The organism is Anaerolentibacter hominis (genome assembly GCF_032380675.1).
GTDB lineage: Bacteria > Bacillota > Clostridia > Lachnospirales > Lachnospiraceae > Anaerolentibacter > Anaerolentibacter hominis.
Window position 1 is genome coordinate 87,238 of record NZ_JAWDIX010000002.1, and the last position, 20,064, is coordinate 107,301.

Annotated in this window: 19 protein-coding genes; 17 read left to right on the forward strand and 2 right to left on the reverse strand. The window is 46.9% G+C overall.

The genetic code is table 11. The annotated features are described in order from the left end of the window. Positions 1 to 89: 89 nt before the first annotated feature. From ABCW47_RS09600 to ABCW47_RS09680, 17 genes are all read left to right on the forward strand, one after another. Positions 90 to 1,757, forward strand: a complete 1,668-nt coding sequence (locus tag ABCW47_RS09600; RefSeq protein WP_343209705.1) for an ABC transporter substrate-binding protein — start codon at positions 90 to 92, stop codon at positions 1,755 to 1,757. Positions 1,758 to 1,886: 129 nt separating this feature from the next. After that, on the forward strand, positions 1,887 to 2,915 hold the full coding sequence (locus ABCW47_RS09605; protein WP_343209706.1) for an ABC transporter ATP-binding protein: 1,029 nt from the start codon (positions 1,887 to 1,889) through the stop codon (positions 2,913 to 2,915). Next, on the forward strand, positions 2,908 to 3,885 hold the full coding sequence (locus tag ABCW47_RS09610; protein WP_343209707.1) for an ABC transporter ATP-binding protein: 978 nt from the start codon (positions 2,908 to 2,910) through the stop codon (positions 3,883 to 3,885). The genes ABCW47_RS09605 and ABCW47_RS09610 overlap by 8 nt, the downstream gene beginning before the upstream one ends. 110 nt (positions 3,886 to 3,995) lie before the next feature. Beyond that, on the forward strand, positions 3,996 to 5,408 hold the full coding sequence (locus ABCW47_RS09615; protein ID WP_343209708.1) for a Sapep family Mn(2+)-dependent dipeptidase: 1,413 nt from the start codon (positions 3,996 to 3,998) through the stop codon (positions 5,406 to 5,408). Between the two features lie 41 nt (positions 5,409 to 5,449). Continuing rightward, the gene (locus ABCW47_RS09620; protein ID WP_343209709.1) at positions 5,450 to 6,088 is read left to right on the forward strand and encodes a GntR family transcriptional regulator; all 639 of its coding nucleotides are present in this window, start codon (positions 5,450 to 5,452) and stop codon (positions 6,086 to 6,088) included. Positions 6,089 to 6,123: 35 nt separating this feature from the next. Then, entirely contained in the window at positions 6,124 to 6,762 is a 639-nt protein-coding gene (locus ABCW47_RS09625; RefSeq protein WP_343209710.1) for a trimeric intracellular cation channel family protein, read from the forward strand. A 378-nt stretch (positions 6,763 to 7,140) separates the two neighbouring features. Then, positions 7,141 to 8,475, forward strand: a complete 1,335-nt coding sequence (gene gdhA / locus ABCW47_RS09630) for an NADP-specific glutamate dehydrogenase (protein WP_343209711.1) — start codon at positions 7,141 to 7,143, stop codon at positions 8,473 to 8,475. Positions 8,476 to 8,604: 129 nt separating this feature from the next. Then, entirely contained in the window at positions 8,605 to 9,660 is a 1,056-nt protein-coding gene (locus tag ABCW47_RS09635) for an alpha/beta hydrolase family protein (protein WP_343209712.1), read from the forward strand. Between the two features lie 288 nt (positions 9,661 to 9,948). Further along, on the forward strand, positions 9,949 to 10,368 hold the full coding sequence (locus ABCW47_RS09640) for a hypothetical protein (protein WP_343209713.1): 420 nt from the start codon (positions 9,949 to 9,951) through the stop codon (positions 10,366 to 10,368). A gap of 1 nt (position 10,369) precedes the next feature. Next, complete coding sequence (locus tag ABCW47_RS09645; protein WP_343209714.1) at positions 10,370 to 11,128, forward strand: SDR family NAD(P)-dependent oxidoreductase; 759 nt, start codon at positions 10,370 to 10,372, stop codon at positions 11,126 to 11,128. A gap of 330 nt (positions 11,129 to 11,458) precedes the next feature. After that, positions 11,459 to 12,934: a polysaccharide deacetylase family protein gene (locus ABCW47_RS09650; protein WP_343209715.1), complete on the forward strand. Its 1,476-nt coding sequence runs from the start codon at positions 11,459 to 11,461 to the stop codon at positions 12,932 to 12,934. 167 nt (positions 12,935 to 13,101) lie between these two features. Next, the gene (locus ABCW47_RS09655) at positions 13,102 to 13,419 is read left to right on the forward strand and encodes a PadR family transcriptional regulator (protein ID WP_343209716.1); all 318 of its coding nucleotides are present in this window, start codon (positions 13,102 to 13,104) and stop codon (positions 13,417 to 13,419) included. Position 13,420: 1 nt separating this feature from the next. Beyond that, positions 13,421 to 14,212 (forward strand): DUF1700 domain-containing protein, encoded by a 792-nt coding sequence (locus tag ABCW47_RS09660; RefSeq protein WP_343209717.1) that lies wholly within the window; start codon positions 13,421 to 13,423, stop codon positions 14,210 to 14,212. Further along, on the forward strand, positions 14,209 to 15,066 hold the full coding sequence (locus ABCW47_RS09665; RefSeq protein WP_343209719.1) for a DUF4097 family beta strand repeat-containing protein: 858 nt from the start codon (positions 14,209 to 14,211) through the stop codon (positions 15,064 to 15,066). Before ABCW47_RS09660 ends, ABCW47_RS09665 begins: the two co-directional genes overlap by 4 nt. 37 nt (positions 15,067 to 15,103) lie before the next feature. Beyond that, the gene (locus tag ABCW47_RS09670; protein WP_343209720.1) at positions 15,104 to 15,295 is read left to right on the forward strand and encodes a PspC domain-containing protein; all 192 of its coding nucleotides are present in this window, start codon (positions 15,104 to 15,106) and stop codon (positions 15,293 to 15,295) included. 107 nt (positions 15,296 to 15,402) lie between these two features. Continuing rightward, on the forward strand, positions 15,403 to 17,172 hold the full coding sequence (gene argS / locus ABCW47_RS09675; protein ID WP_343209721.1) for an arginine--tRNA ligase: 1,770 nt from the start codon (positions 15,403 to 15,405) through the stop codon (positions 17,170 to 17,172). A gap of 205 nt (positions 17,173 to 17,377) precedes the next feature. Next, complete coding sequence (locus tag ABCW47_RS09680) at positions 17,378 to 18,682, forward strand: ATP-binding protein (RefSeq protein WP_343209722.1); 1,305 nt, start codon at positions 17,378 to 17,380, stop codon at positions 18,680 to 18,682. A gap of 159 nt (positions 18,683 to 18,841) precedes the next feature. On the opposite strand, the gene ABCW47_RS09685 is transcribed toward ABCW47_RS09680, so the two are convergent. Together ABCW47_RS09685 and ABCW47_RS09690 are read right to left on the reverse strand one after the other, a co-directional pair. Beyond that, complete coding sequence (locus ABCW47_RS09685) at positions 18,842 to 18,991, reverse strand: hypothetical protein (RefSeq protein WP_343209723.1); 150 nt, start codon at positions 18,989 to 18,991, stop codon at positions 18,842 to 18,844. Between the two features lie 250 nt (positions 18,992 to 19,241). Next, positions 19,242 to 20,042 (reverse strand): Cof-type HAD-IIB family hydrolase, encoded by an 801-nt coding sequence (locus ABCW47_RS09690; protein ID WP_343209724.1) that lies wholly within the window; start codon positions 20,040 to 20,042, stop codon positions 19,242 to 19,244. Between the last annotated feature and the right edge of the window lie 22 nt (positions 20,043 to 20,064).

The window sequence follows — 20,064 nt, forward strand, 5'->3', positions numbered from 1 at the left end:
CAATGGCAATATTGCAATTATTATATTTATTTATGAATGGCGGAAGGCCGGCGACGGCTGACCGGTCATTAAAATGAGGAGGTAAGGAAATGAAAAAGCACAAACTAATCTGTCTGCTTCTTGTGTTTGCCATGGTTGTCAGCATGCTGACCGGCTGCGGTAAAAAAGATGAGACACCGACGGATGGAAAAGGCGATGCCCAGACATCTGATGATGCCAACAAGGACAGCGGCAAGACTTCCGGCGGAGAAAAAGTAGTCACAATGGCTATGACATCCGATTGGGATACTCTTATGCCGATGAACACAACCAGTTCTCATGCGGATATTGTAAATGAGAATATGTTTGACCGTCTCATTGTCATCAACAGGGACGGTACCTTTGAACCAAGACTTGCGGAGAGCTGGGACATAAATGACGCAAGCGATAAGATTACATATCACTTGAATCCCAATGCAAAATGGCATGACGGAGAACCTGTTACCGCTGCTGACGTAGTATTTACCTGTCAGCTGGCCTCTGATCCGGAAGCGAACCTGGCCAGAAAAACCAGAATGTTAAACTATGCAGGAACCGACGAAACAGGTACTGAATTAAGCGAGAATTCCATCGCAGTCAAGGCAATTGACGAGCATACGGTAGAGTTTACTCTGAAACAGCCGATGGACCCGCTGCCGATCTTTGCTCTGATGGATCGTGATACATTTATTTTGCCGGAACATCTCTTAAAAGATATCCCGATGTCTGAAATCAAAACAGCTGATTTCTGGCAGCATCCGGTTGGCTCCGGTCCGATGATCTTCGACAGCAAGGTTGACGGCGAGCGTATCGAATTCAAGGTAAATAAAGACTATCATCTTGGAGCTCCTAACTTTGACCGTTTTATTATCCGTAAAATGCCTGCTTCCAACCTGATGGCAGGTCTGATGAGCGGTGAAATTGATCTGGTAGCCGGCGGCGCTTCCGGAAATATCCCGTTAGCTGACTGGGAAGCTGTTCAGGCAATGGACAATGTATCTTCTGAGTCTCTTTCTTCCTTTGGATATCAGTATCTGGTATGTAATACCACAAAAGATTATCTGCCGAAGGAAATCCGTCAGGCGATTAACCTGGCAATTAACCGTGATGTAATCATCAACCAGCTGATGAAGGGTGAAGGCGTTGCAGCCTGCAGTCCTCTGCCTCCAGATCATCTGTACTATGATGAGAACCTGAAAGTAGAATATGATCCTGAAAAGGCAGCCCAGATGGTGAAAGATGCCGGATGGGATGAGAGCAGAACGCTTCAGTTCCTGGTTCCGATCGGAAATGAGGTCCGTGAAAAATCCGCTCCGTTGATTCAGCAGGATCTGGCTAAGATTGGTATTAAGACACAGATCGTTACCCAGGATTTCCCGACTCATCTGGATGCGGCCCGTGACGGTAAGTTTGATCTCTGCCTGATGGGTTCTGCAGGCTCTATCGACCCGGATGAGAGTACCGGTAACTTAAAAGTAGGCGCTCTGAACAACTTCTCCCAGACAACGGATAAGACCTATTCAGAGTATTCTGCTAAGGGTAGAGAAGGACTTAATTTTGAAGAGCGTAAACCGTGGTATGATAAATACAACGAATACATCTATGATCAGTGCGGATTTATCTGGTTGTATTTCCAGAATAACCTGTTTGCATACAGCAATCGTATGAGCGGTATTCCTTCTCAGACCACTGACTTTGAAATCAACAAGCAGCCATGGAAATGGCAGGTTAACGACTAATTTAGTGATGTAAAGCGGGTCTGATGACCCGGCAGTTATAAAACGGGAGCTTCCTACCCATACGGGAAGCTCCCTGCCGAAAGGCAGGAAAAGCGTGCGGGAGAAATTGGCTGGAAGTGAGGTCTGAACATGGCTGAAAACAGGATGCAAGGCGGACAGTCCGGGAATCCGGAAAGTCTGGTTGAGGTAAAACACTTAAAAACACAATTTAATACGAAAAACGGCATTGTAACGGCGATCGATGATGTCAATTTTACGATAAAACAGGGTGAAGTATTGGGAATTGTCGGCGAATCCGGCTGCGGCAAAAGTGTTACTTCCATGTCCATAATGAGGCTGATCCCTGCCACGTCAGGAAAGATTGCAGAAGGCGAAGTCATATTTAAAGGCGTAGATCTGCTGAAAAAGACGGAAAAAGAAATGAGAAAGATCCGCGGCAATGAGATCGCCATGATATTTCAGGATTCCATGACTGGGTTAAACCCGGTTTTAACAGTTGGGAATCAATTAATTGAAACGATTACCGTGCACAATAAGATGTCAAAAAAGGACGCCTGGAACAGGGCGGTGGAAATGCTGGTGAAAGTGGGAATCCCTTCACCGGAGCAGAGGATGAAAGAATATCCTCACCAGTTATCCGGCGGTATGCGGCAGCGTGTCATGATTGCCATGGCATTGTCCTGCAATGCGTCATTATTAATCGCCGATGAACCTACAACAGCTTTGGATGTGACGATACAGGCACAAATTCTGGAGCTGATGAAGGAATTGAAAAAAAATACGAATACATCAATCATGCTGATTACGCATGATATGGGCGTTGTGGCCGAGATGGCTGACCATATCATGGTTATGTATGCAGGCAAGGTTGTCGAATATGCAGATACAGAGAGTATTTTTGAACGTCCGCTTCATCCTTATACAAAGGGGCTGTTAGCTTCTATACCGAAGCTGACGCAGAGCGATGATGAGCGGCTCTTTACCATTAAAGGCTCCGTTCCCAGCCTTCGGGATATGCCGGAGGGCTGCCGGTTCTGTACCCGCTGTGAAGAGGCGGATAAGCGGTGCCATGAGGAACAGCCGCCGTTGTTTGCCGTGAACGGAAGTCAGGTAAGCTGCTGGAAGTATGAAGATAAGGGAGGGGATCAGGATGAGTGAAAGAGAAAAGCTGGTACAGATTGATCACCTGAGCAAGTTCTTTGTCGCTTCCAAGACCATGTCCGGCAAGCCGAAACGGATGGTTAAGGCAGTGGAAGATGTGACAATGGATATTTATAAAGGGGAGACGGTGGGAATCGTAGGAGAGTCCGGCTGCGGCAAGTCCACGCTTGGACGTTCCATACTCCGGCTGATCGAACCCTCGGAAGGCAAGGTTATCTTCGAGAATACTGATATCTCTACCTATAAGAAAAAAGCAATGCGGGATATGAGAAAAAAGATGCAGATCATCTTCCAGGACCCATATGCTTCCTTAAATCCCAGGATGACGGTCTGTGAGTTGATCCGGGCGCCGCTGGATTCTTTCCATATCGGTACTTCGGCAGAAAAGCTGGAGCAGGTGAAAGAGATCATGAGTTATGTGGGCTTAAGCCAGGAACAGCTGCACCGGTATCCCCACGAGTTTTCCGGCGGTCAGAGACAGCGAATCGTAATAGCAAGAGCGCTGATCCTGAGACCGGAGTTTGTAGTGTGTGATGAACCTGTTTCCGCCCTGGATGTATCAGTTCGGGCGCAGACACTGAACCTGATGAGCGATCTTCAGGAAAAGATGGGATTAACCTACATGTTTATTTCCCACGACTTAAGTGTTGTCAAGTACATCAGCGACAGAATCGCGGTTATGTACCTGGGAAAAATTGTTGAGTTTACCGATAAGACGGAACTCTATGAGAATCCGCTTCACCCCTATACAAAGGCACTTTTGTCTGCGATTCCGGTGGCGGATGTCAACCACAAGATGGACCGGATTATATTAAAGGGTGAAGTGCCGAGTCCTTTCAACCCGCCTCATGGCTGCCGGTTTAATACCAGATGCCAGTATGCGACGGAGAGATGTATGAGCGAAGCTCCTGAGCTTCGAAAAGTGGCGCCGGGACACTATGCGGCCTGTCATCTGCTCGATAAATAAAAGCCAGAACGCTTCAGGATGGTATAATGTAAAAAAAGAGATTCGCTGGCAGGCGAATCTCTTGTATTCAGGCCAGATTTATGGCAGGATAAACAGGAGGGGAAGGTATCATGAGTCAAAGTATGTGTTCAGAAGAGATGAAAAGCTGGATCGCAGATCACCAGGCTGAGATGGTGAAGGATATCATTGATGTGGTAAATATCCGGAGTGTGGCAGAATATGGAGAAGGCGGGTATCCTTTTGGAACCGGATGCAAAAAGGCGCTGGATCATTTGCTCAAACTGGCGGAAGGCTATGGATTTGAAACCTGTAATTACGAGGATTACATGGGAAGTGCCACGTTAAAGGGGACAGAAGGAAAAAAGACAATTGGAATCTTTGCTCATGCCGATGTAGTGCCGGAAGGAACGGGCTGGGAGTATGAACCTTATAATGCGGTGGAAAAGGATGGTTATCTGATCGGCAGAGGGGTCAGCGATAACAAGGGCCCTGCTATCATGAGCTTGTACGCACTGCGGTTTTTGAAGGAAACCGGAGTGAAGCTGAAGGATAACATTACCCTTTATTTCGGATGCTGTGAAGAAAAGGGAATGGATGATATTAAATATTGGAGAGAGCACTATCCGATGCCGGACTTTTCTCTCGTGCCGGACGTCAATTTCCCTGTGTGCTATGGGGAAAAAGGAATCCTGGAGCTTATGGCAGTTTCTGATGTTGCAGGATCTGAACTGGCAGACTTCTGCGGCGGGGAGGTGTCAAATACCATTCCGGGAGAGGCATATGCTGTTGTAAGATGTGAGGATCAGGACAAAGCAATTGCGATTCTTGCGGACTGTGAAGGGATCAGCGCAGAGAAACGGGACAACTGCCTTGTGATAACGGGCAGAGGTATGAGCAAACATGCCGCATTTCCGGAGGATTCCGTGAATGCAAACGGCGTGGTGGCAAGAGCGCTTCTTAAGGCAGATCTGGTATCTGGCGCTGCAAAAAATGCTGTTTCTTTTATCGCACGTGTCTGTGAGGACTATTACGGTGCTTCTATTGATGTCCCTTATGAGGACAAGGAGTCCGGCAGGATGACCCATACCTGTTCTGTGGTACGTGTAGAAAACGGAAAAATGCTGACTAAATTCAATCTCAGATATCCCGTGACAACAGATCAGGAGAAGATGATTGAGGCGCTGAAACAGTTCTTTGCGGGCTGGAATTTTGAACTGGAAGATATCGAGAACAATGGTCCTGCCTATCAGCCGGTAGATAATCCGGTGGTAAGGGCGCTCTGTGATATATCCAACGAGGTGCTCGGAGCTGACCTTAAGCCCTATACGATGGGCGGAGGAACTTATTCCAGAAAATTGAAAAATGCTATTGGATTTGGCCCTGGAATTCCGGATGAAAAGCCGATTTTCCCGGCCGGAAGGGGAGGCGGCCATCAGCCGGATGAGTTTATCCGTGTTGGCCGGCTGATAGATGGGCTTCAGATCTATATAAGGGCGCTCAGAACTCTGGATGAATTGATATAGTGACATAATTTGCCTGGTAAGACCCCAGACAGGAGGACAGGATGCAGGAAGAGTCGTCGTTAAAGAAAAAAGTTTATGATTCGCTTATGCAGGATATGCTGAACGGCACTGTACGGCCGGGTCAGATTTTGACAGAAAAATCTTTGATTGAGAAATACCAGGTGAGCAAATCTCCTGTGAGAGATGCGCTGATCAGTCTGTGCAACGAAGGAGTATTCCGCAGTATTCCGCGGTGCGGATATGAGGTAATTCGTCTGACGACGGATACGATACGCGAAATCGTAGATTTCAGGCTGGGTCTGGAACTCTACTGTTTCAGGCAGATTGGCAGCAAATTGACTGAGGAGGAACTTTCCGATCTGGAGCTTCTGGCTATGAAGGCCCACAATATTCCGGAGAATGCCGACATGTGGTATCACTGGAATGGCAATATCGATTTTCATTTGAAGCTGGTTTCCTTTTATTATAACCGCTATATTTACGAGCAGGTGGAAAAGAGCTTTAAGATACTGACCAGGGCTTATGTGCAGGAATATTGGGATACCTGGAGGAAGGTTGAGGTCTCCGAGGGGGACGGTCAGCATATGCGCCTGATCCGCCTGGTGAGGAACAAGAAATTTAACGAGGCCGAAGAAGTTCTTCAGGAAGATATCAGGCGGATAAGGACCATTCTCTGCTGATCTGGTGAAACCCTGACAGGACAGGAGGTGCCGGCATGTCATTTGTATTCATAATCGAATTGATCGGTACGGCCGCGTTTGCCTTTTCAGGCGGAATGGTGGCAATCAAGCAGAAGCTGGATCTTCTGGGTATTTTGATTCTGGGCGGAGTTACCGCGGTAGGCGGAGGCCTGATGCGGGACATCATATTAGGTGTCAGGCCGCCCTATGTTTTTCAGAAGCCGGTATATCTTCTGACTGCCTGTATCACGGTGCTTCTGCTGTTCTTTCTGGTGCGCTTTTGCAGAAAGGGAGCGGAAAATACCGTTCCGCCGCACTGGGAGCGGACGATGAATGTCCTGGATGCAGTAGGGCTGGGAGCGTTTACTGTAATCGGGATTAATACCTGTATGGATGCCGGATTTGCCGATTACCATGTCATGGTAATGATTCTTGGAGTGACAACCGGCGTGGGCGGAGGCATTTTGAGAGACATTATGGCTGGACTTACGCCTACTGTTCTCAGAAAGCACGTATATGCAAGTGCTTCCATCGCGGGGGCCCTGGCCTGTATGCTGCTCTGGAACAGGCTGACACCGGACTGGGCAATGGTGACCGGAGCAGTGCTGGTGGTTGTAATCCGGCTTCTGGCAAGCCATTATCAATGGAACCTTCCCAGAGCAATAAACGACTAAAGCATACTCTTTATGGACTGGGATAAAGATGAAAAATATCGGACAAGCCGTCGGGAATGAACGGTTTGTCCGTTTTTTTGACTGTATATTAATTTATAAAACTGCATAATTAGTGGAACGGAATAAAATACAGGGGTAGAAAAATACTTAAGATTCTTAAGCAATGGCGAAAGAATCGAAAGGAAACGCCATATTTGCAAAGGGTACTATTGTATAAATTTAACAAAATGCGGTGGTTTGCTAAGTTTTGGCTTGTGCAGTCAGGGGCGATATACTATAATTATAAAAGTTAACAGGGCATTTCCTTTCCGAATGTAAAGCAGTAAAAGAAGAAAGGAATGCACATGGTAAATTTTAAAAGGAATTGAGGAGATTGAAATGGGCTACGTAGATGAGGTATTACAGCGTGTAATTGACAAGAATCCGGGTGAGCCGGAATTTCATCAGGCGGTAAAAGAGGTTTTGAATTCTTTGCGGCCTGTTGTAGAAGCAAATGAGGAAAAGTACAGAAGAGAAGCAGTTCTTGAAAGAATTACAGAGCCGGACCGTCAGATTAAATTTAAAGTTCCGTGGGTAGATGATAAGGGACAGGTTCAGGTGAATACCGGCTATCGTGTGCAGTTCAACAATGCAATCGGACCGTATAAGGGAGGTATCCGTCTGCATCCTTCTGTTAACATTGGTATTATCAAATTCCTTGGTTTCGAGCAGATTTTCAAGAATTCTCTGACCGGACTCCCGATCGGCGGAGGCAAGGGCGGCTCTGATTTTGATCCGAAGGGAAAATCCGACCGTGAGGTTATGGCGTTCTGCAACAGCTTTATTACAGAACTTTATAAATACATCGGGGCGGATGTGGATGTTCCGGCTGGGGACATTGGAACCGGTGCAAGAGAAATCGGATATATGTATGGACAGTTTAAAAAGATAAAGGGAACCTATGAGGGTGTTCTGACCGGCAAGGGCCTTTCTTATGGCGGTTCTCTGGCCCGTAAAGAGGCGACTGGTTTCGGCCTTCTCTATCTGACTGCCGAGATGTTAAAATGTAATGGGATCGACATCGCAGGTAAGACGGTATGTATCTCAGGTGCGGGAAATGTAGCAATATATGCGGCTCAGAAGGCGACAGAGCTGGGCGCTAAGGTTGTGACAGTAAGTGATTCTACCGGCTGGGTTTACGATCCGGAAGGCATTGATCTGGTTGCCCTGAAGGAGATTAAAGAAGTAAAACGCGCAAGACTGACAGAATATAAAAACTACAGACCGGATGCGGAGTATCATGAGGGCAGAGGTGTTTGGAGTGTGAAATGTGATATCGCTCTTCCATGCGCAACCCAGAATGAACTGCTTCTGGACGATGCTAAAATGCTGGTTGAGAACGGCTGTACCGCAGTGGCAGAGGGCGCTAACATGCCTACCACACTGGAGGCAACCGAATACCTGAAGGAGCACGGCGTATTATTTGCTCCGGGAAAAGCAGCCAATGCAGGCGGCGTGGCTACTTCTGCTCTGGAAATGAGCCAGAACAGCGAAAGGCTGAGCTGGTCCTTTGAAGAAGTAGATGCGAAATTAAAGGGCATTATGGTTAACATCTTCCATAACCTGAATGACGCGGCGGAAAAATATGGATTTAAGGGTGACTATGTTGTAGGCGCCAATATCGCCGGATTTGAAAAGGTTGCAGAGGCTATGATGGCACAGGGCATCTGGTAAAATATAAAATGACATTGGGAAGGGGCGGAATTTCCGCCCCTTTTTCTTTGGCGCAGAGTAACGGGTTATGCTACAATATATACAGAGAGAAGAGAGAATCGGAACAGTTTCTCTGGGGAGAGGGAGAGTTTGAAGAGGAAGACAAAGAGGTTTTTGACAGTGGGTATTATTGCAGCAGTTTTGGTGTTAATTATTATTCCGGCCGCGCTGGCTGTTTTTATCTATGAAAGTAATTTTGGAAGCCGCTATACAAGCTATGGGCCAAGAATGCGCAGTGCGGATGAATTTGAAGGCCTGGATGTAAAAAACTGTACTTTTGTGTCCGGGCAGGGACAGCAGCTGGCAGGGTATATTTACTCTAAGAACGGGGAACCTGCCAGAGGCATTATTGTCATGGCACATGGATTGGGCGGAGGCGGGCATAACTCTTATATGGATGTAGCCGATTATTTTGCTTCCCGGGGATATTTTGTATTTGCCTATGATGTCACAGGGAATGACGAAAGTGAGGGCGATTCCGTAAGAGGGCTGCCGCAGGGAATCATTGACCTGGATTATGCAATCCGATATGTAAAGCAGAACGAGGATTGGAAGGATCTGCCGGTCATGTTATTCGGCCACAGCTGGGGCGGGTATTCTGTGGGCAGTGTTCTGTGTGTCCACCCGGATATGAAAGCGGTTGTGTCTGTGTCAGGGTTTAACAAATCTATGGATATGATCCGGAGCGAAGGGGAGAAAATTATCGGAAAAGGAATCGGCCTGCTGATCCCCTATGTTTCAGCTTATGAGCATATAAAATTTGGAAAGTATGCATCCTATACCTGTATGGACGGTTTTTCGTGTTCCGACGCCGGAGTTATGATTCTGCACAGTGAGGATGACGATACGGTGCCGGTGCAAAATGGCATCGATATCTACTATAAGAAATATGCGGATTCTCCCCGTTTCCGGTTTATACGGCCCGGGGACAGAGGGCATAATTATGTTTATTACTCACAGGATTCTATGCGGTACCGGGATACATTTTATGAAGCTATGGATACATATGGCGAGTCCCTGGGAGATGGGTTCACTCCTGAAAAACGGACGGAGTATATGGAGCAGAATCTGGATAAAAAAGCGATGTTTGACCTGGACCAGGAACTGATGGAAAGGATAGCGGACTTTTATGATTCTTATAATTAGGATGTCAAAAGCAGTATGGTACTATGCTCATACCATATTTGCAAAACGGCTGATATGTGGTATACTTTTGAATTAGTTATCATGGAAGCAGATAAGACTCCCCCTCAATAGGTGGTGAGTAAATAACAAAATCGTCTTGGTGGGAGCCCAGTCTCCTTCCAAGATAAAGCCTCCGGCGGATTGCAGAGCCGCACAGATGTATTATGTCATGCAAAGCATGACGTGCGGCTCGCTTCAAGTACGCCGAGGCGTACTTGAATATGCAAAAGAAAGGAATCTCAGGGAGACATGGCGGAAAATAAAGAAAAGAAAAAACGGTTTCAGTCTCAGAACTATTACATTATTAAAATCATAGCAGGGGGCTATATCGGCTATACTGCGGTTCAGCTGCTGTTAAATGGTGCCCGGGCAACACAGAACCAGGAAAAGATGGTCAGCCTGATCGGCGGCGCGCTTTTTATGGCATTTGCAGTGTGGCTCCTCTTTATTACGATCCGGGATTATATTAAATATACCAGGACAAATAAATTTGAGGATGAAGTGTTTGGCTGGGACAGTGAGGAAGATAACCTGGACCCGGAAGCACAGGTAAAGAAAAATCCGGAAGCGGATACGCCGGCTATTGAAGAAAATTCCGGGGCGGATGCACCGGAAACAGATGGGGCCGAAGCCGCAGACAATGTAGATGACACGGAGAAGGAAGAATAAAATGTATGCATTGGTTACCGGAGCCTCCAGCGGTATCGGGGCAGAGATTGCCAGGGAACTGGCGGAGCGGGGAATGGATCTGATCCTTGCCGCCCGAAGAAAAGACAAGCTGATCGCGCTGAAGCAGAAGTTTCAGAAGAATTACCATGTGAACGTGGAAGTGATGGAATATGATCTGTCCAGGGAAAGCAGCTGTCTGGCTCTGTATAAGGCCTGCCGGTCTTATCCGGTGAGAGTGGTGGTGAACAACGCCGGTTTTGGCAAGCTGGGAGTTCTGGATTCGATTCCCCTGCGGGAAGAACTGGATATGATCCGGACGAATGTAATGGCGCCGCAGATTCTGACGCATTTGTTTATGAGAAGGATGAAGAGGGGCTATATTCTGAATGTGGCCAGTGTGGCAGGATTGCAGCCTTGTCCGATGATGGCGGTATATGGGGCGACGAAGGCTTACCTGTACCAGATGTCGGTTTCCGCTAATTATGAGCTGAAAAGACAGGGACGGGGAGTTCGTGTATCCGTTCTGTGCCCGGGACCGGTTCATACGGAATTTAATCATGTGGCGGGGAGTGATTTCAGCCTGCCGTCTATGAGTGCAGGACGATGCGCGAATGCGGCCGTAAAAGGAATGTTCAGGGGGGAAGAAGTTATTATTCCGGGGCTTTCCACCAAGCTACTTGCGGTCGGTTCCAGGTTTACTCCGAGGAAGCTGATCCTGCCGGTTGAATTCTGGATACAGACCAGGAAGACCAGAAGATAGAAACAGAAAAAAAGGGGCGCCGGATTCCGGCGCCCTGATTGTTATTTCTGCAGGACGGGCTGGTATATGGAATCATTGATTTATACCGGGCCTGGATACAAGTTTGTTTCAAATATGATGTATAGTCAGAAACAAGAGAGGGTGTTTTCTTTATCGGCTCCGGGCTGACGTGCCCGGAATATTAAGGAAACTTAAGAAAGAAACCGGAAAGGCAGGGTTGTGTTGTCGAATTTTATCTAATATAATATATACTTTAGGAAGCTGATACAAGTACTGTCCCGGTGTTTCAGGACGGTACGGTTATGATAGAAAGATGTCAGAGGAATACAAATGATACAGAGCTATAAGAGAAAAAACAACAGAAATCGGATGGTAGTGCTTGCTGTGCTGCTTTCCGCGGTATTTATCGCTGCGGCCATCTTTTTGTTCCCACGGGTTTTGAAGAATGATCAGGAAGTGAAATCTGCGGGGGCGGAAGAATTGAATAAGAAGCAGGCGGCACTTCTTCTGGAGGGAAATGACGAGGATTTGCTTGCTGCCTATGCGGTCAGTATGGGGTATGCACCGGAACTGGAAGTTACCGGCGATGCAGAGATAGACGGGAAGATAAACCGCAGTTTTCAGATTTTGGCGGCGAAGGTATTTCTGGCGCAGGCCGGTTATCGTGACCCGGCGGCAGAGGATATTCAGGCGCAGATCACCCCTGAGGTTTACCGCGCCGGCAGCAGGCTGCTTTCGATTCGGCTTACCGCAGTGTTTAACCTGACGGAAGAAGATACGGCAGTCCGGGTAGTAAAGACTTATCTGTATCTGGAAGATACAAAGCAGGAAATCAGTGCCGGGGATATGTTCGGCGATACGGTTTGGGAGCTTTTTGCGGACAGGACCAAGAGCTATCTGGAAAACAGCGGAACCTACACGGCTGCTGCAGAGGAAAAAACTGTCCTTGAAAAGATTGCGCCCAGAGAAGAAAATTTTCAGATGGTTTATTTTCGATCCGAGTCCGGGGAAACGCAGGCCGTGCTGCTGTTTCCGGGAGGAAGTCTGAGTGAATCGATTCAAGAAGATATTGAAGTCGCTATACCGGTCCGGGAGACAACGGCATTTTTGAATACGGAGTATGTGGGGCTGTTTGCAGTGTCCGACGACGATACAGATGCGGAAGACGGGAAAGCACCAGAAACAGAGAGAGTAATTGATCCGGATAAACCCATGATCGCTTTGACCTTTGATGACGGACCTTATTCTAAAGTGACAAACCGGATTCTGGACGTCCTGGAAGAATATGACAGCCGGGCTACCTTCTTTGTTCTGGGTTCCAGACTTAAGAATGAGCAGGATACCTTAAAGAGAATGAAGGAAATGGGCTGTGACATTGGAAGCCATACATACAGTCACAAGTCTCTGGTCAAGCTGAATAAAAAGCAGATGCAGAAGGAAATAAACAGTACAAATAAACTGCTGAAGGAGTATACCGGTGAGGAGGCCGAACTGGTAAGGCCGCCCTACGGTGCGGTGGACGATAAGGTCAAAAAGTATGTGAAATACCCCTTTATTATGTGGTCGGTAGATACGGAAGACTGGCTGACCAGAAATGCGAAAAAGACGGTTAAAGCCGTCACCAGTACGGTAAAAGACGGCGATATTATTCTGATGCATGATATTTATGAATCCACGGCGGATGCCTGTGAGAAGCTGATACCCAAGCTGATCAAGGCCGGCTATCAGCTGGTTACGGTAGAAGAACTGCTGCAGTACAGAGGAGTCGAACTTAAGGCTGGATCGAAGTATTATTTTGCGCGGTAAATGAATAGTTCGTTTTAGAGAAGACGTTTTCGGGTGTAAATGACGGAGGCGTCTTCTTTTTATCTGAATTTATTAAAAATGTGTTGACATATAATATTATATGGAATATAGTATTATTGTAGAAACAATAATATATGAAATTGAAATAGGGAAGAAGGCGACGGGTTATGATATTTAATACAGGTTCAGCGCTGCTGGATGCGGTGGTACTTGCAGTTGTAGCCAGAGAAAGAAACGGCACATACGGCTACAAGATTACCCAGGATGTCAGATCGGCAATCGACGTATCCGAGTCGACACTTTATCCGGTGCTGCGAAGGCTTCAGAAGGACAATTGCCTGGAGACTTATGACATGGAATTTGGCGGAAGAAATCGGCGATACTATAAAATAACGCCGGAGGGAGAGGCACAGTTAACTCTCTATAAATCAGAATGGAAAAACTATTCCAGCAAGATTGATGCACTGTTCGGGGAGGTGGTATGAGATGACGAGGGTGGAATTTTTAGATGAACTGAAACGGCTGTTACAGGATCTTCCCGCAGAGGAGAGAGATGAGGCCATAGAGTTCTATGATGGGTATTTTGAAGATGCTGGTCCTGAGAACGAACAGAGCATAATTGTGGAATTGATCTCCCCGGCACGGGTGGCGGCAAAAATCCGTGCGGAACTGGAAGGCAATGTAAGAGAAGAAGAAATTGTGTATACCGAGACCGGATATGAAGATCCATACAGCAAGCAGGATAAATATGCGGTGGCGGATCAGGATAAACGCAGGAAGAATCATAGCTCTAATAAAGAGAACACAGCAGGGGAAAACAGCGGCTATCATGACGCCGGTGCCCGGAATGACAGCCATCCTTACGGCGAGTCAGGGAGAGAACAGGGAACGAACAATAATATGGGGGCTGGAAAGATCCTCTTGATTATCCTGCTTGTCATGTTTGCGATTCCGGTTGGCTTTCCTCTTCTGGGAGCCGGTCTGGGTATCCTTGTTTCCATATTTGCCGTACTGTTTTGCTTTATATTAATCTCCTTTATTCTGATGGTTGTTTTTCTGGCAGTGGGAGTGGGATTGATATTCGGCGGATTTGCAAGTTTATTCGTGATGCCGTTTAATGGAATATTATTGATAGGCGGCGGCCTGATTCTGCTTGGCCTCGGCCTGCTGTCAACCAGGTTGTTCGTATGGGTTGTAGCGGCTGCCATACCGGCAGTCATACGGGGGATAGTAAACGGAATCAGCAGCTTATTTCACGGAAGGAGGACGGCACAATGAAAAAATCAGGCAGCTCGTTAGTGAAAGTGGCACTGTGTATCATAGCGGCAGGAATTATACTTACTATTATTGCTTACTGCTTCGGTGCCTCAATGAGAAGTTATTACTACAATGGAAAGAGGGTGGACCTGGTGAACTTTGAGCAGTCCTACGGCAGGAATACAGCAGAGTCGCTGACAGTTGACATTGATGCGGGAGAAGTTATCATTGAATCGGGTGATGAGTTCAGGGTAAGTGCATCCTATATCTCAGAATCGGACTTTCGAGTCTGGTCGGAAGACGGTGTTTTCTACGTATCCGATACCCAGACCGAGTGGAACCGTGGATTCCGATTACTGCCTTTTATCCGCCTCGGCCGTGCCCCGGAGATTCGGATTACGGTTCCGAAGGATTTGATTCTTGCTGAAGTGGAGATCAACATAGGCGCAGGATCGGTAAAAGCCCGGAATATGGATATAGGCCAGCTCAATGTGGAAACCGGCGCCGGTGAATTTAAAGGGAAAGATATTACTGTCCGGAATTCAGGGTCAATCAGCGTGGATGTGGGCTCCGCAAAACTGGAAAATTTCAGCGGTAATAATGTGGAATTAAATTGCAACGTGGGCAGTATAAGGATGGATGGGGATCTGACCGGGACAACGGAAGCATCCTGTGATATGGGAGAAATCAAGCTGGAACTGACGCGGAGAGAATCCGATTATAATTATCAGGTTGACTGTGATATGGGAAATGTTATAATAAATAATCATAAACGTTCCGGATTTGGCAACGATTGGTCCAATTATTCCCGTGAGAGAGCCCACAATCTGAATTTAGACTGTAACCTTGGATCTATTCGTGTGGAAACAGAATAATTGGTAAAGCCTAATTGAGAAAGGCAGGGAGTTAGACATGGATAAAAGATTATATCGTTCTGATCGAAATAAGGTGCTGTGCGGTGTATGCGGCGGTATCGGTGATTACTTTAATGTAGACCCGACGATTATTCGTCTGCTGTTTGTTCTGTTCGGGTGTACCGGAACCGGATTGGTTGCTTATATTATTGCGGCGGTGATCATGCCGCGGGAAGGCGACATCCACTGAGAACCAGATTAATAAAATGAAGAAGAGATGCTGCGGCCTGCAGCATCTCTTGTGTTGTTTTTTTTAACGGGCAGCCGAAAACAAATAAAGATACTTTGAGAGGTAATATGAAAAAGATAATTGATTTATTGCAGAAAGAAGTAACAAACGCATTTACAGCGAAAGGCTATGACGCCAGATACGGTGCGGTAACTTTATCAAACCGGCCTGATCTGTGCCAGTATCAGTGCAACGGCGCCCTTGCGGCGGCAAAAGAATATAAAAAGGCTCCGATTATGATTGCCCAGGACGTACTTCCGATTCTGGAGGAGAGCCCGCTGTTTGTGGACGTAAAAGCGATTATGCCGGGATTTATCAATCTGAATATAAACCCGGAATTTCTGGCCGGCTATCTGGAGAAGATGAAGGTATCGGGCCATTACGGTGTAGAGAAAGCAGAGCATCCCAAGACAATTATTATTGACTATGGCGGCCCGAATGTGGCAAAGCCTTTGCATGTGGGGCACCTGAGATCTGCGGTTATCGGTGAGGCAATCAAGCGTATCTGCCGGTTCGCCGGCCACAATGTTATAGGAGATGTCCATCTGGGCGACTGGGGCCTTCAGATGGGACTTATTATCACAGAGCTGAAAAAACGCCAGCCGGAACTGGTTTATTTTGATCCTGCTTTTGAAGGAGAGTATCCGGCGGAGGCTCCATTTACCATTGCTGAACTGGAAGAAATTTATCCCACTGCCAACGCGTATGCCAAAGAACATCCGGAGTATATGGAAGAAGCGCACAATGCGACTTATGAACTCCAGAACGGAAACCGGGGCTATGCGGCGCTGTGGAATCATATTATCAACGTATCTGTGAATGATCTGAAGAGAAATTATAAAAATCTGAACGTTGAGTTTGACCTATGGAAAAAGGAGAGCGATGCCCAGCCTTATATTCCGGATATGGTGAAATACATGAAGGAAGAAGGGTATGCTCATTTGAGCGAAGGCGCCCTTGTAGTGGACGTAAAAGAAGAGGGAGATACCAGGGAGATTCCGCCCTGTATGATCCTTAAGTCGGACGGGGCCACTCTTTATAATACTACTGACCTTGCCACCATCGTGGAGCGGGAAAAGTTATTTCATCCGGACCTGATTCTCTATGTAGTGGACAAGCGGCAGGAACTGTACTTTGAACAGGTCTTTCGCTGTGCAAAAAAGACGAAGATTATCCGGGACGAGGCAGAATTAAAGTTCCTGGGATTCGGAACGATGAACGGCAGGGACGGCAAGCCCTTTAAGACCAGAGACGGCGGAGTGATGCGGCTGGAGCATCTGATCAGTGACATCAATGAGGCTGTCTATCAGAAGATTATGGAAAATAGGGAAATGCCGGAGGCGGAAGCCAGAGAGATAGCATCCAAGGTGGGTGTGGCCGCATTGAAATACGGCGATTTGTCCAACCAGGCATCCAAGGATTATGTATTTGATACCGATCGGTTTGCATCCTTTGAGGGAAATACAGGACCTTATATTTTGTATACCATTGTACGGATCAAGTCCATCCTGAACAAATACAGAGAAATAACCGGACAGGAACCTGGCCGGAAGAAAATCAGCGCTGCCCTGAGTGAGAGTGAACTGGCTCTTATGCTGGAACTGAGCAAGTTTAATGATATGGTAGAATCTGCCTATGAGGAAAAGGCGCCTCATAAGGTGTGTCAGTTTATCTATGAGCTGTCCAATGCCTTCAATAAGTTTTATCATGAAACCAAGATTCTGGCTGAGGAGGATAAGGAGAAACAGGATTCCTGGATCGGCCTGATCAGTCTGGTGGTTGCAGTGCTTAATACCTGTATTGAACTGCTGGGTATGGAAGCTCCGGACAGAATGTAGGAGACCGGATCAAAGAAATGGTGCCGCAGAAGCTGCGTACGGCGGAACCGGAGGGGAGATATAAGATTGAAAAATAAGCTCGATAGCTTATTTTTCAATCGGCTATTTGTGCCGGAGCATCACAAATAGCTTTTATGGCAGAAGAGAAATCGCCTTCGCGAATTTCTCTTTGCCCCGTCGTAATGCTCCGGAATGGAGAAATAAAATGTACCGAGAAGTTGCAAAATTAGTGATATACAGAGATTTTGGAGAGAACAGTATTCTGCTGAATCTGGCGGATATTATGGAGGAATTTGAAAGCGGCGAATATATTCCGGCCGACTTAACGACCCGGATTTACGAGCAGATCCATTTACTGCTGGACGTGGCCACAAAATACGGTTTTGACAAAAACCTGTGGCATAATTATCTGGCGTTTCTGCTTGCCACAAACGAAAATCCTTTTGCCCTTACCTCAGAAAAAGTCGGGGCCAATGTTGGAACAGTAAATCAATTTGCCGTCAGTGATTTCACGATTTTTAAAAATCTCTTTGACTATGACTTCGGACCGATTGAGAAAGCACTTGGTATCAACTGTTTCAGCGTCATTCAGAACTACCAGGCGATTGTGAAAACCGAGCGCCGCTATAATAAAAATGTCAGCGAAAAGGTACGTGCCTTAAGCGAACAGATAGAACATGCGCCGGACGGGGAAGCGGTCTTTCGGGCAGTGACCGATTTCTACAAAGCATACGGCGTGGGAATGTTTGGATTAAACAAGGCTTTCCGGGTATCCAGAGAGGAAGATACGCTGGAGCTCCTTCCCATCAACAATACGGAAGATGTCATGCTGTCGGATCTGATCGGCTACGAAATCCAGAAGAAAAAGCTGGTGGAGAATACGGAGGCTTTCGTGCAGGGACGAAGAGCCAATAACGTCCTGCTTTTCGGCGACAGCGGAACCGGAAAATCCACCAGCATCAAAGCAATCCTGAATGAATACTATGACCAGGGCCTGCGTATGATTGAGATATTTAAACATCAGTTTCAGGATCTGTCCAATGTTATTTCTAAGATAAAAAACCGCAACTACCGGTTTATCATTTACATGGATGATCTTTCCTTTGAGGAGTTCGAGATTGAGTATAAGTATCTGAAAGCAGTGATTGAAGGCGGGCTGGAGACTAAACCGGACAATGTGCTGATTTATGCCACTTCCAACCGGCGTCATCTGATCCGTGAGACCTGGACGGACCGTTCGGACATCTCCAAGGATGAACTGCACCGCTCGGATACCATGCAGGAGAAATTGTCTCTGGTTGCAAGGTTTGGTATTTCCATCAACTACTCCAAGCCTTCCCAGAAGGAATACTTTAAGATTGTTATTGAACTGGCCAAAAAATATGGTATTGCCATGTCGGAGGAAGAACTTTGTCTGGAGGCAAACCGCTGGGAGATGAGTCACGGAGGGATCTCCGGACGTACCGCGCAGCAGTTTATTAACTATCTGGCCGGGAAGAAGAACGACTGATCAAAGAAAGGGATGCTGCCGTTTTGGGCAGCATCCCTTTCCTATGTGTACTCGCGTAAAAGGAGAAAGTCAGCGGGGCTGACTACGCTCAGCGCGAAAAGCGTGCAAGCCACTCAAAGATTGAGACCAGCAGAGCTGAGGTGGGCTTGCCCACTTTGTTTAAATAAGTCCGATCGGTATGATTAGATTATCTTTGTCGAATGCTCCTAAGTGTTCCGTCATACATAGAATAGCTCCTGTACCCCGCCTGAGCGGAGATTTATCAATCACTGTAAAATTACGTATCATTCTTCTTTTAATATATTCCATGACGGCGCTCCTTTCGGCTGATATAGGATTCTATTCTTATTTTAGCCGAAAAAAGAGGAATTATCAATGATATTTAAAATTTGCCGAATGATAATGAATGAACTGGTATGAGCCATGCAAGCTCGCAAATACAAAGCATTTACTCGCTAAAATGGGAATCCATTGCCGCTGCCCGGTAAGCCTGGTGACAGCCTGCCGGCGGCATTGGATTCCCATTTTTGGGATGGCAAATAATAAGATGTAAGCTAAATTAGACAGCAATCAATTCCCGGAGGGCCATATATATCCCTTCTTCATCATTTCCGGTGGTGACTTGATTGGCGATGCGTTTGATTTCCGCTGGGGCATTGCCCATGGCGATTCCCATTCCGGCATAGGAGAGCATTTCTGCATCATTGAAATTATCCCCTATAGCGATAACCTCCGCCGGCGTGATTCCGTAATGCCGGCATAGAATTTCAATTCCTCCGGCCTTGGAAGCTCTGGAAGACATGATTTCCAGGCAGGTGGTATGGGACTGGCAGATATTTAACTGTGGAAACTGCCCTTTTAGTGCTGTTTCCAATTCTGTAATCTGTTCTTGTGTCCCACGGCACATCATTTTATGTATTTTTGTGGACGGATCTAACTCGCTGAATCGGACAAATTCAGGCAGGATACCGGTTACTTTGATGGTATGTTCGACCTGAGGCGACATATGGCTGGCGAGCCATTTATCGTCGGAATAAAGGCTGCAGTTAATATGTGGGAAATCCCGGGTAATCATTTTGCAGCAGACAGCAGCCACAGCTGCGTCAATGGGGGTTTCTCCAAGAGGCATGCCGTGCTCATCCAGGACAAGAGCACCGCAGTAACAGATCGAAGGAGAACGAACACCGATTTTTTCCATAATAGAGCGGATGCTTTCCGGCATTCTGGCGGAAGATATTACAAAAGGGATACCCATATCAACTATTTTTCTGATGATCCGTTTTGTCCGGGGCATGATATTCAGGGTGGAATCCAACAGAGTTCCATCCACATCACTGCATATGAGCTTGTATTCTGTCATACTGCTGCCTCCATCTGCCGTT

Excerpts from the sequence above, each read along its gene's own strand:
- ABCW47_RS09600 (WP_343209705.1), top strand. The coding sequence starts at position 90 with ATGAAAAAGCACAAACTAATCTGTCTGCTTCTTGTGTTTGCCATGGTT.
- ABCW47_RS09605 (WP_343209706.1), top strand. The coding sequence starts at position 1,887 with ATGGCTGAAAACAGGATGCAAGGCGGACAGTCCGGGAATCCGGAAAGT.
- ABCW47_RS09610 (WP_343209707.1), top strand. The coding sequence starts at position 2,908 with ATGAGTGAAAGAGAAAAGCTGGTACAGATTGATCACCTGAGCAAGTTC.
- ABCW47_RS09615 (WP_343209708.1), top strand. The coding sequence starts at position 3,996 with ATGAGTCAAAGTATGTGTTCAGAAGAGATGAAAAGCTGGATCGCAGAT.
- ABCW47_RS09620 (WP_343209709.1), top strand. The coding sequence starts at position 5,450 with ATGCAGGAAGAGTCGTCGTTAAAGAAAAAAGTTTATGATTCGCTTATG.
- ABCW47_RS09625 (WP_343209710.1), top strand. The coding sequence starts at position 6,124 with ATGTCATTTGTATTCATAATCGAATTGATCGGTACGGCCGCGTTTGCC.
- gdhA (WP_343209711.1), top strand. The coding sequence starts at position 7,141 with ATGGGCTACGTAGATGAGGTATTACAGCGTGTAATTGACAAGAATCCG.
- ABCW47_RS09640 (WP_343209713.1), top strand. The coding sequence starts at position 9,949 with ATGGCGGAAAATAAAGAAAAGAAAAAACGGTTTCAGTCTCAGAACTAT.
- ABCW47_RS09645 (WP_343209714.1), top strand. The coding sequence starts at position 10,370 with ATGTATGCATTGGTTACCGGAGCCTCCAGCGGTATCGGGGCAGAGATT.
- ABCW47_RS09650 (WP_343209715.1), top strand. The coding sequence starts at position 11,459 with ATGATACAGAGCTATAAGAGAAAAAACAACAGAAATCGGATGGTAGTG.
- ABCW47_RS09655 (WP_343209716.1), top strand. The coding sequence starts at position 13,102 with ATGATATTTAATACAGGTTCAGCGCTGCTGGATGCGGTGGTACTTGCA.
- ABCW47_RS09660 (WP_343209717.1), top strand. The coding sequence starts at position 13,421 with ATGACGAGGGTGGAATTTTTAGATGAACTGAAACGGCTGTTACAGGAT.
- ABCW47_RS09665 (WP_343209719.1), top strand. The coding sequence starts at position 14,209 with ATGAAAAAATCAGGCAGCTCGTTAGTGAAAGTGGCACTGTGTATCATA.
- ABCW47_RS09670 (WP_343209720.1), top strand. The coding sequence starts at position 15,104 with ATGGATAAAAGATTATATCGTTCTGATCGAAATAAGGTGCTGTGCGGT.
- argS (WP_343209721.1), top strand. The coding sequence starts at position 15,403 with ATGAAAAAGATAATTGATTTATTGCAGAAAGAAGTAACAAACGCATTT.
- ABCW47_RS09680 (WP_343209722.1), top strand. The coding sequence starts at position 17,378 with ATGTACCGAGAAGTTGCAAAATTAGTGATATACAGAGATTTTGGAGAG.
- ABCW47_RS09685 (WP_343209723.1), bottom strand. The coding sequence starts at position 18,991 with ATGGAATATATTAAAAGAAGAATGATACGTAATTTTACAGTGATTGAT.
- ABCW47_RS09690 (WP_343209724.1), bottom strand. The coding sequence starts at position 20,042 with ATGACAGAATACAAGCTCATATGCAGTGATGTGGATGGAACTCTGTTG.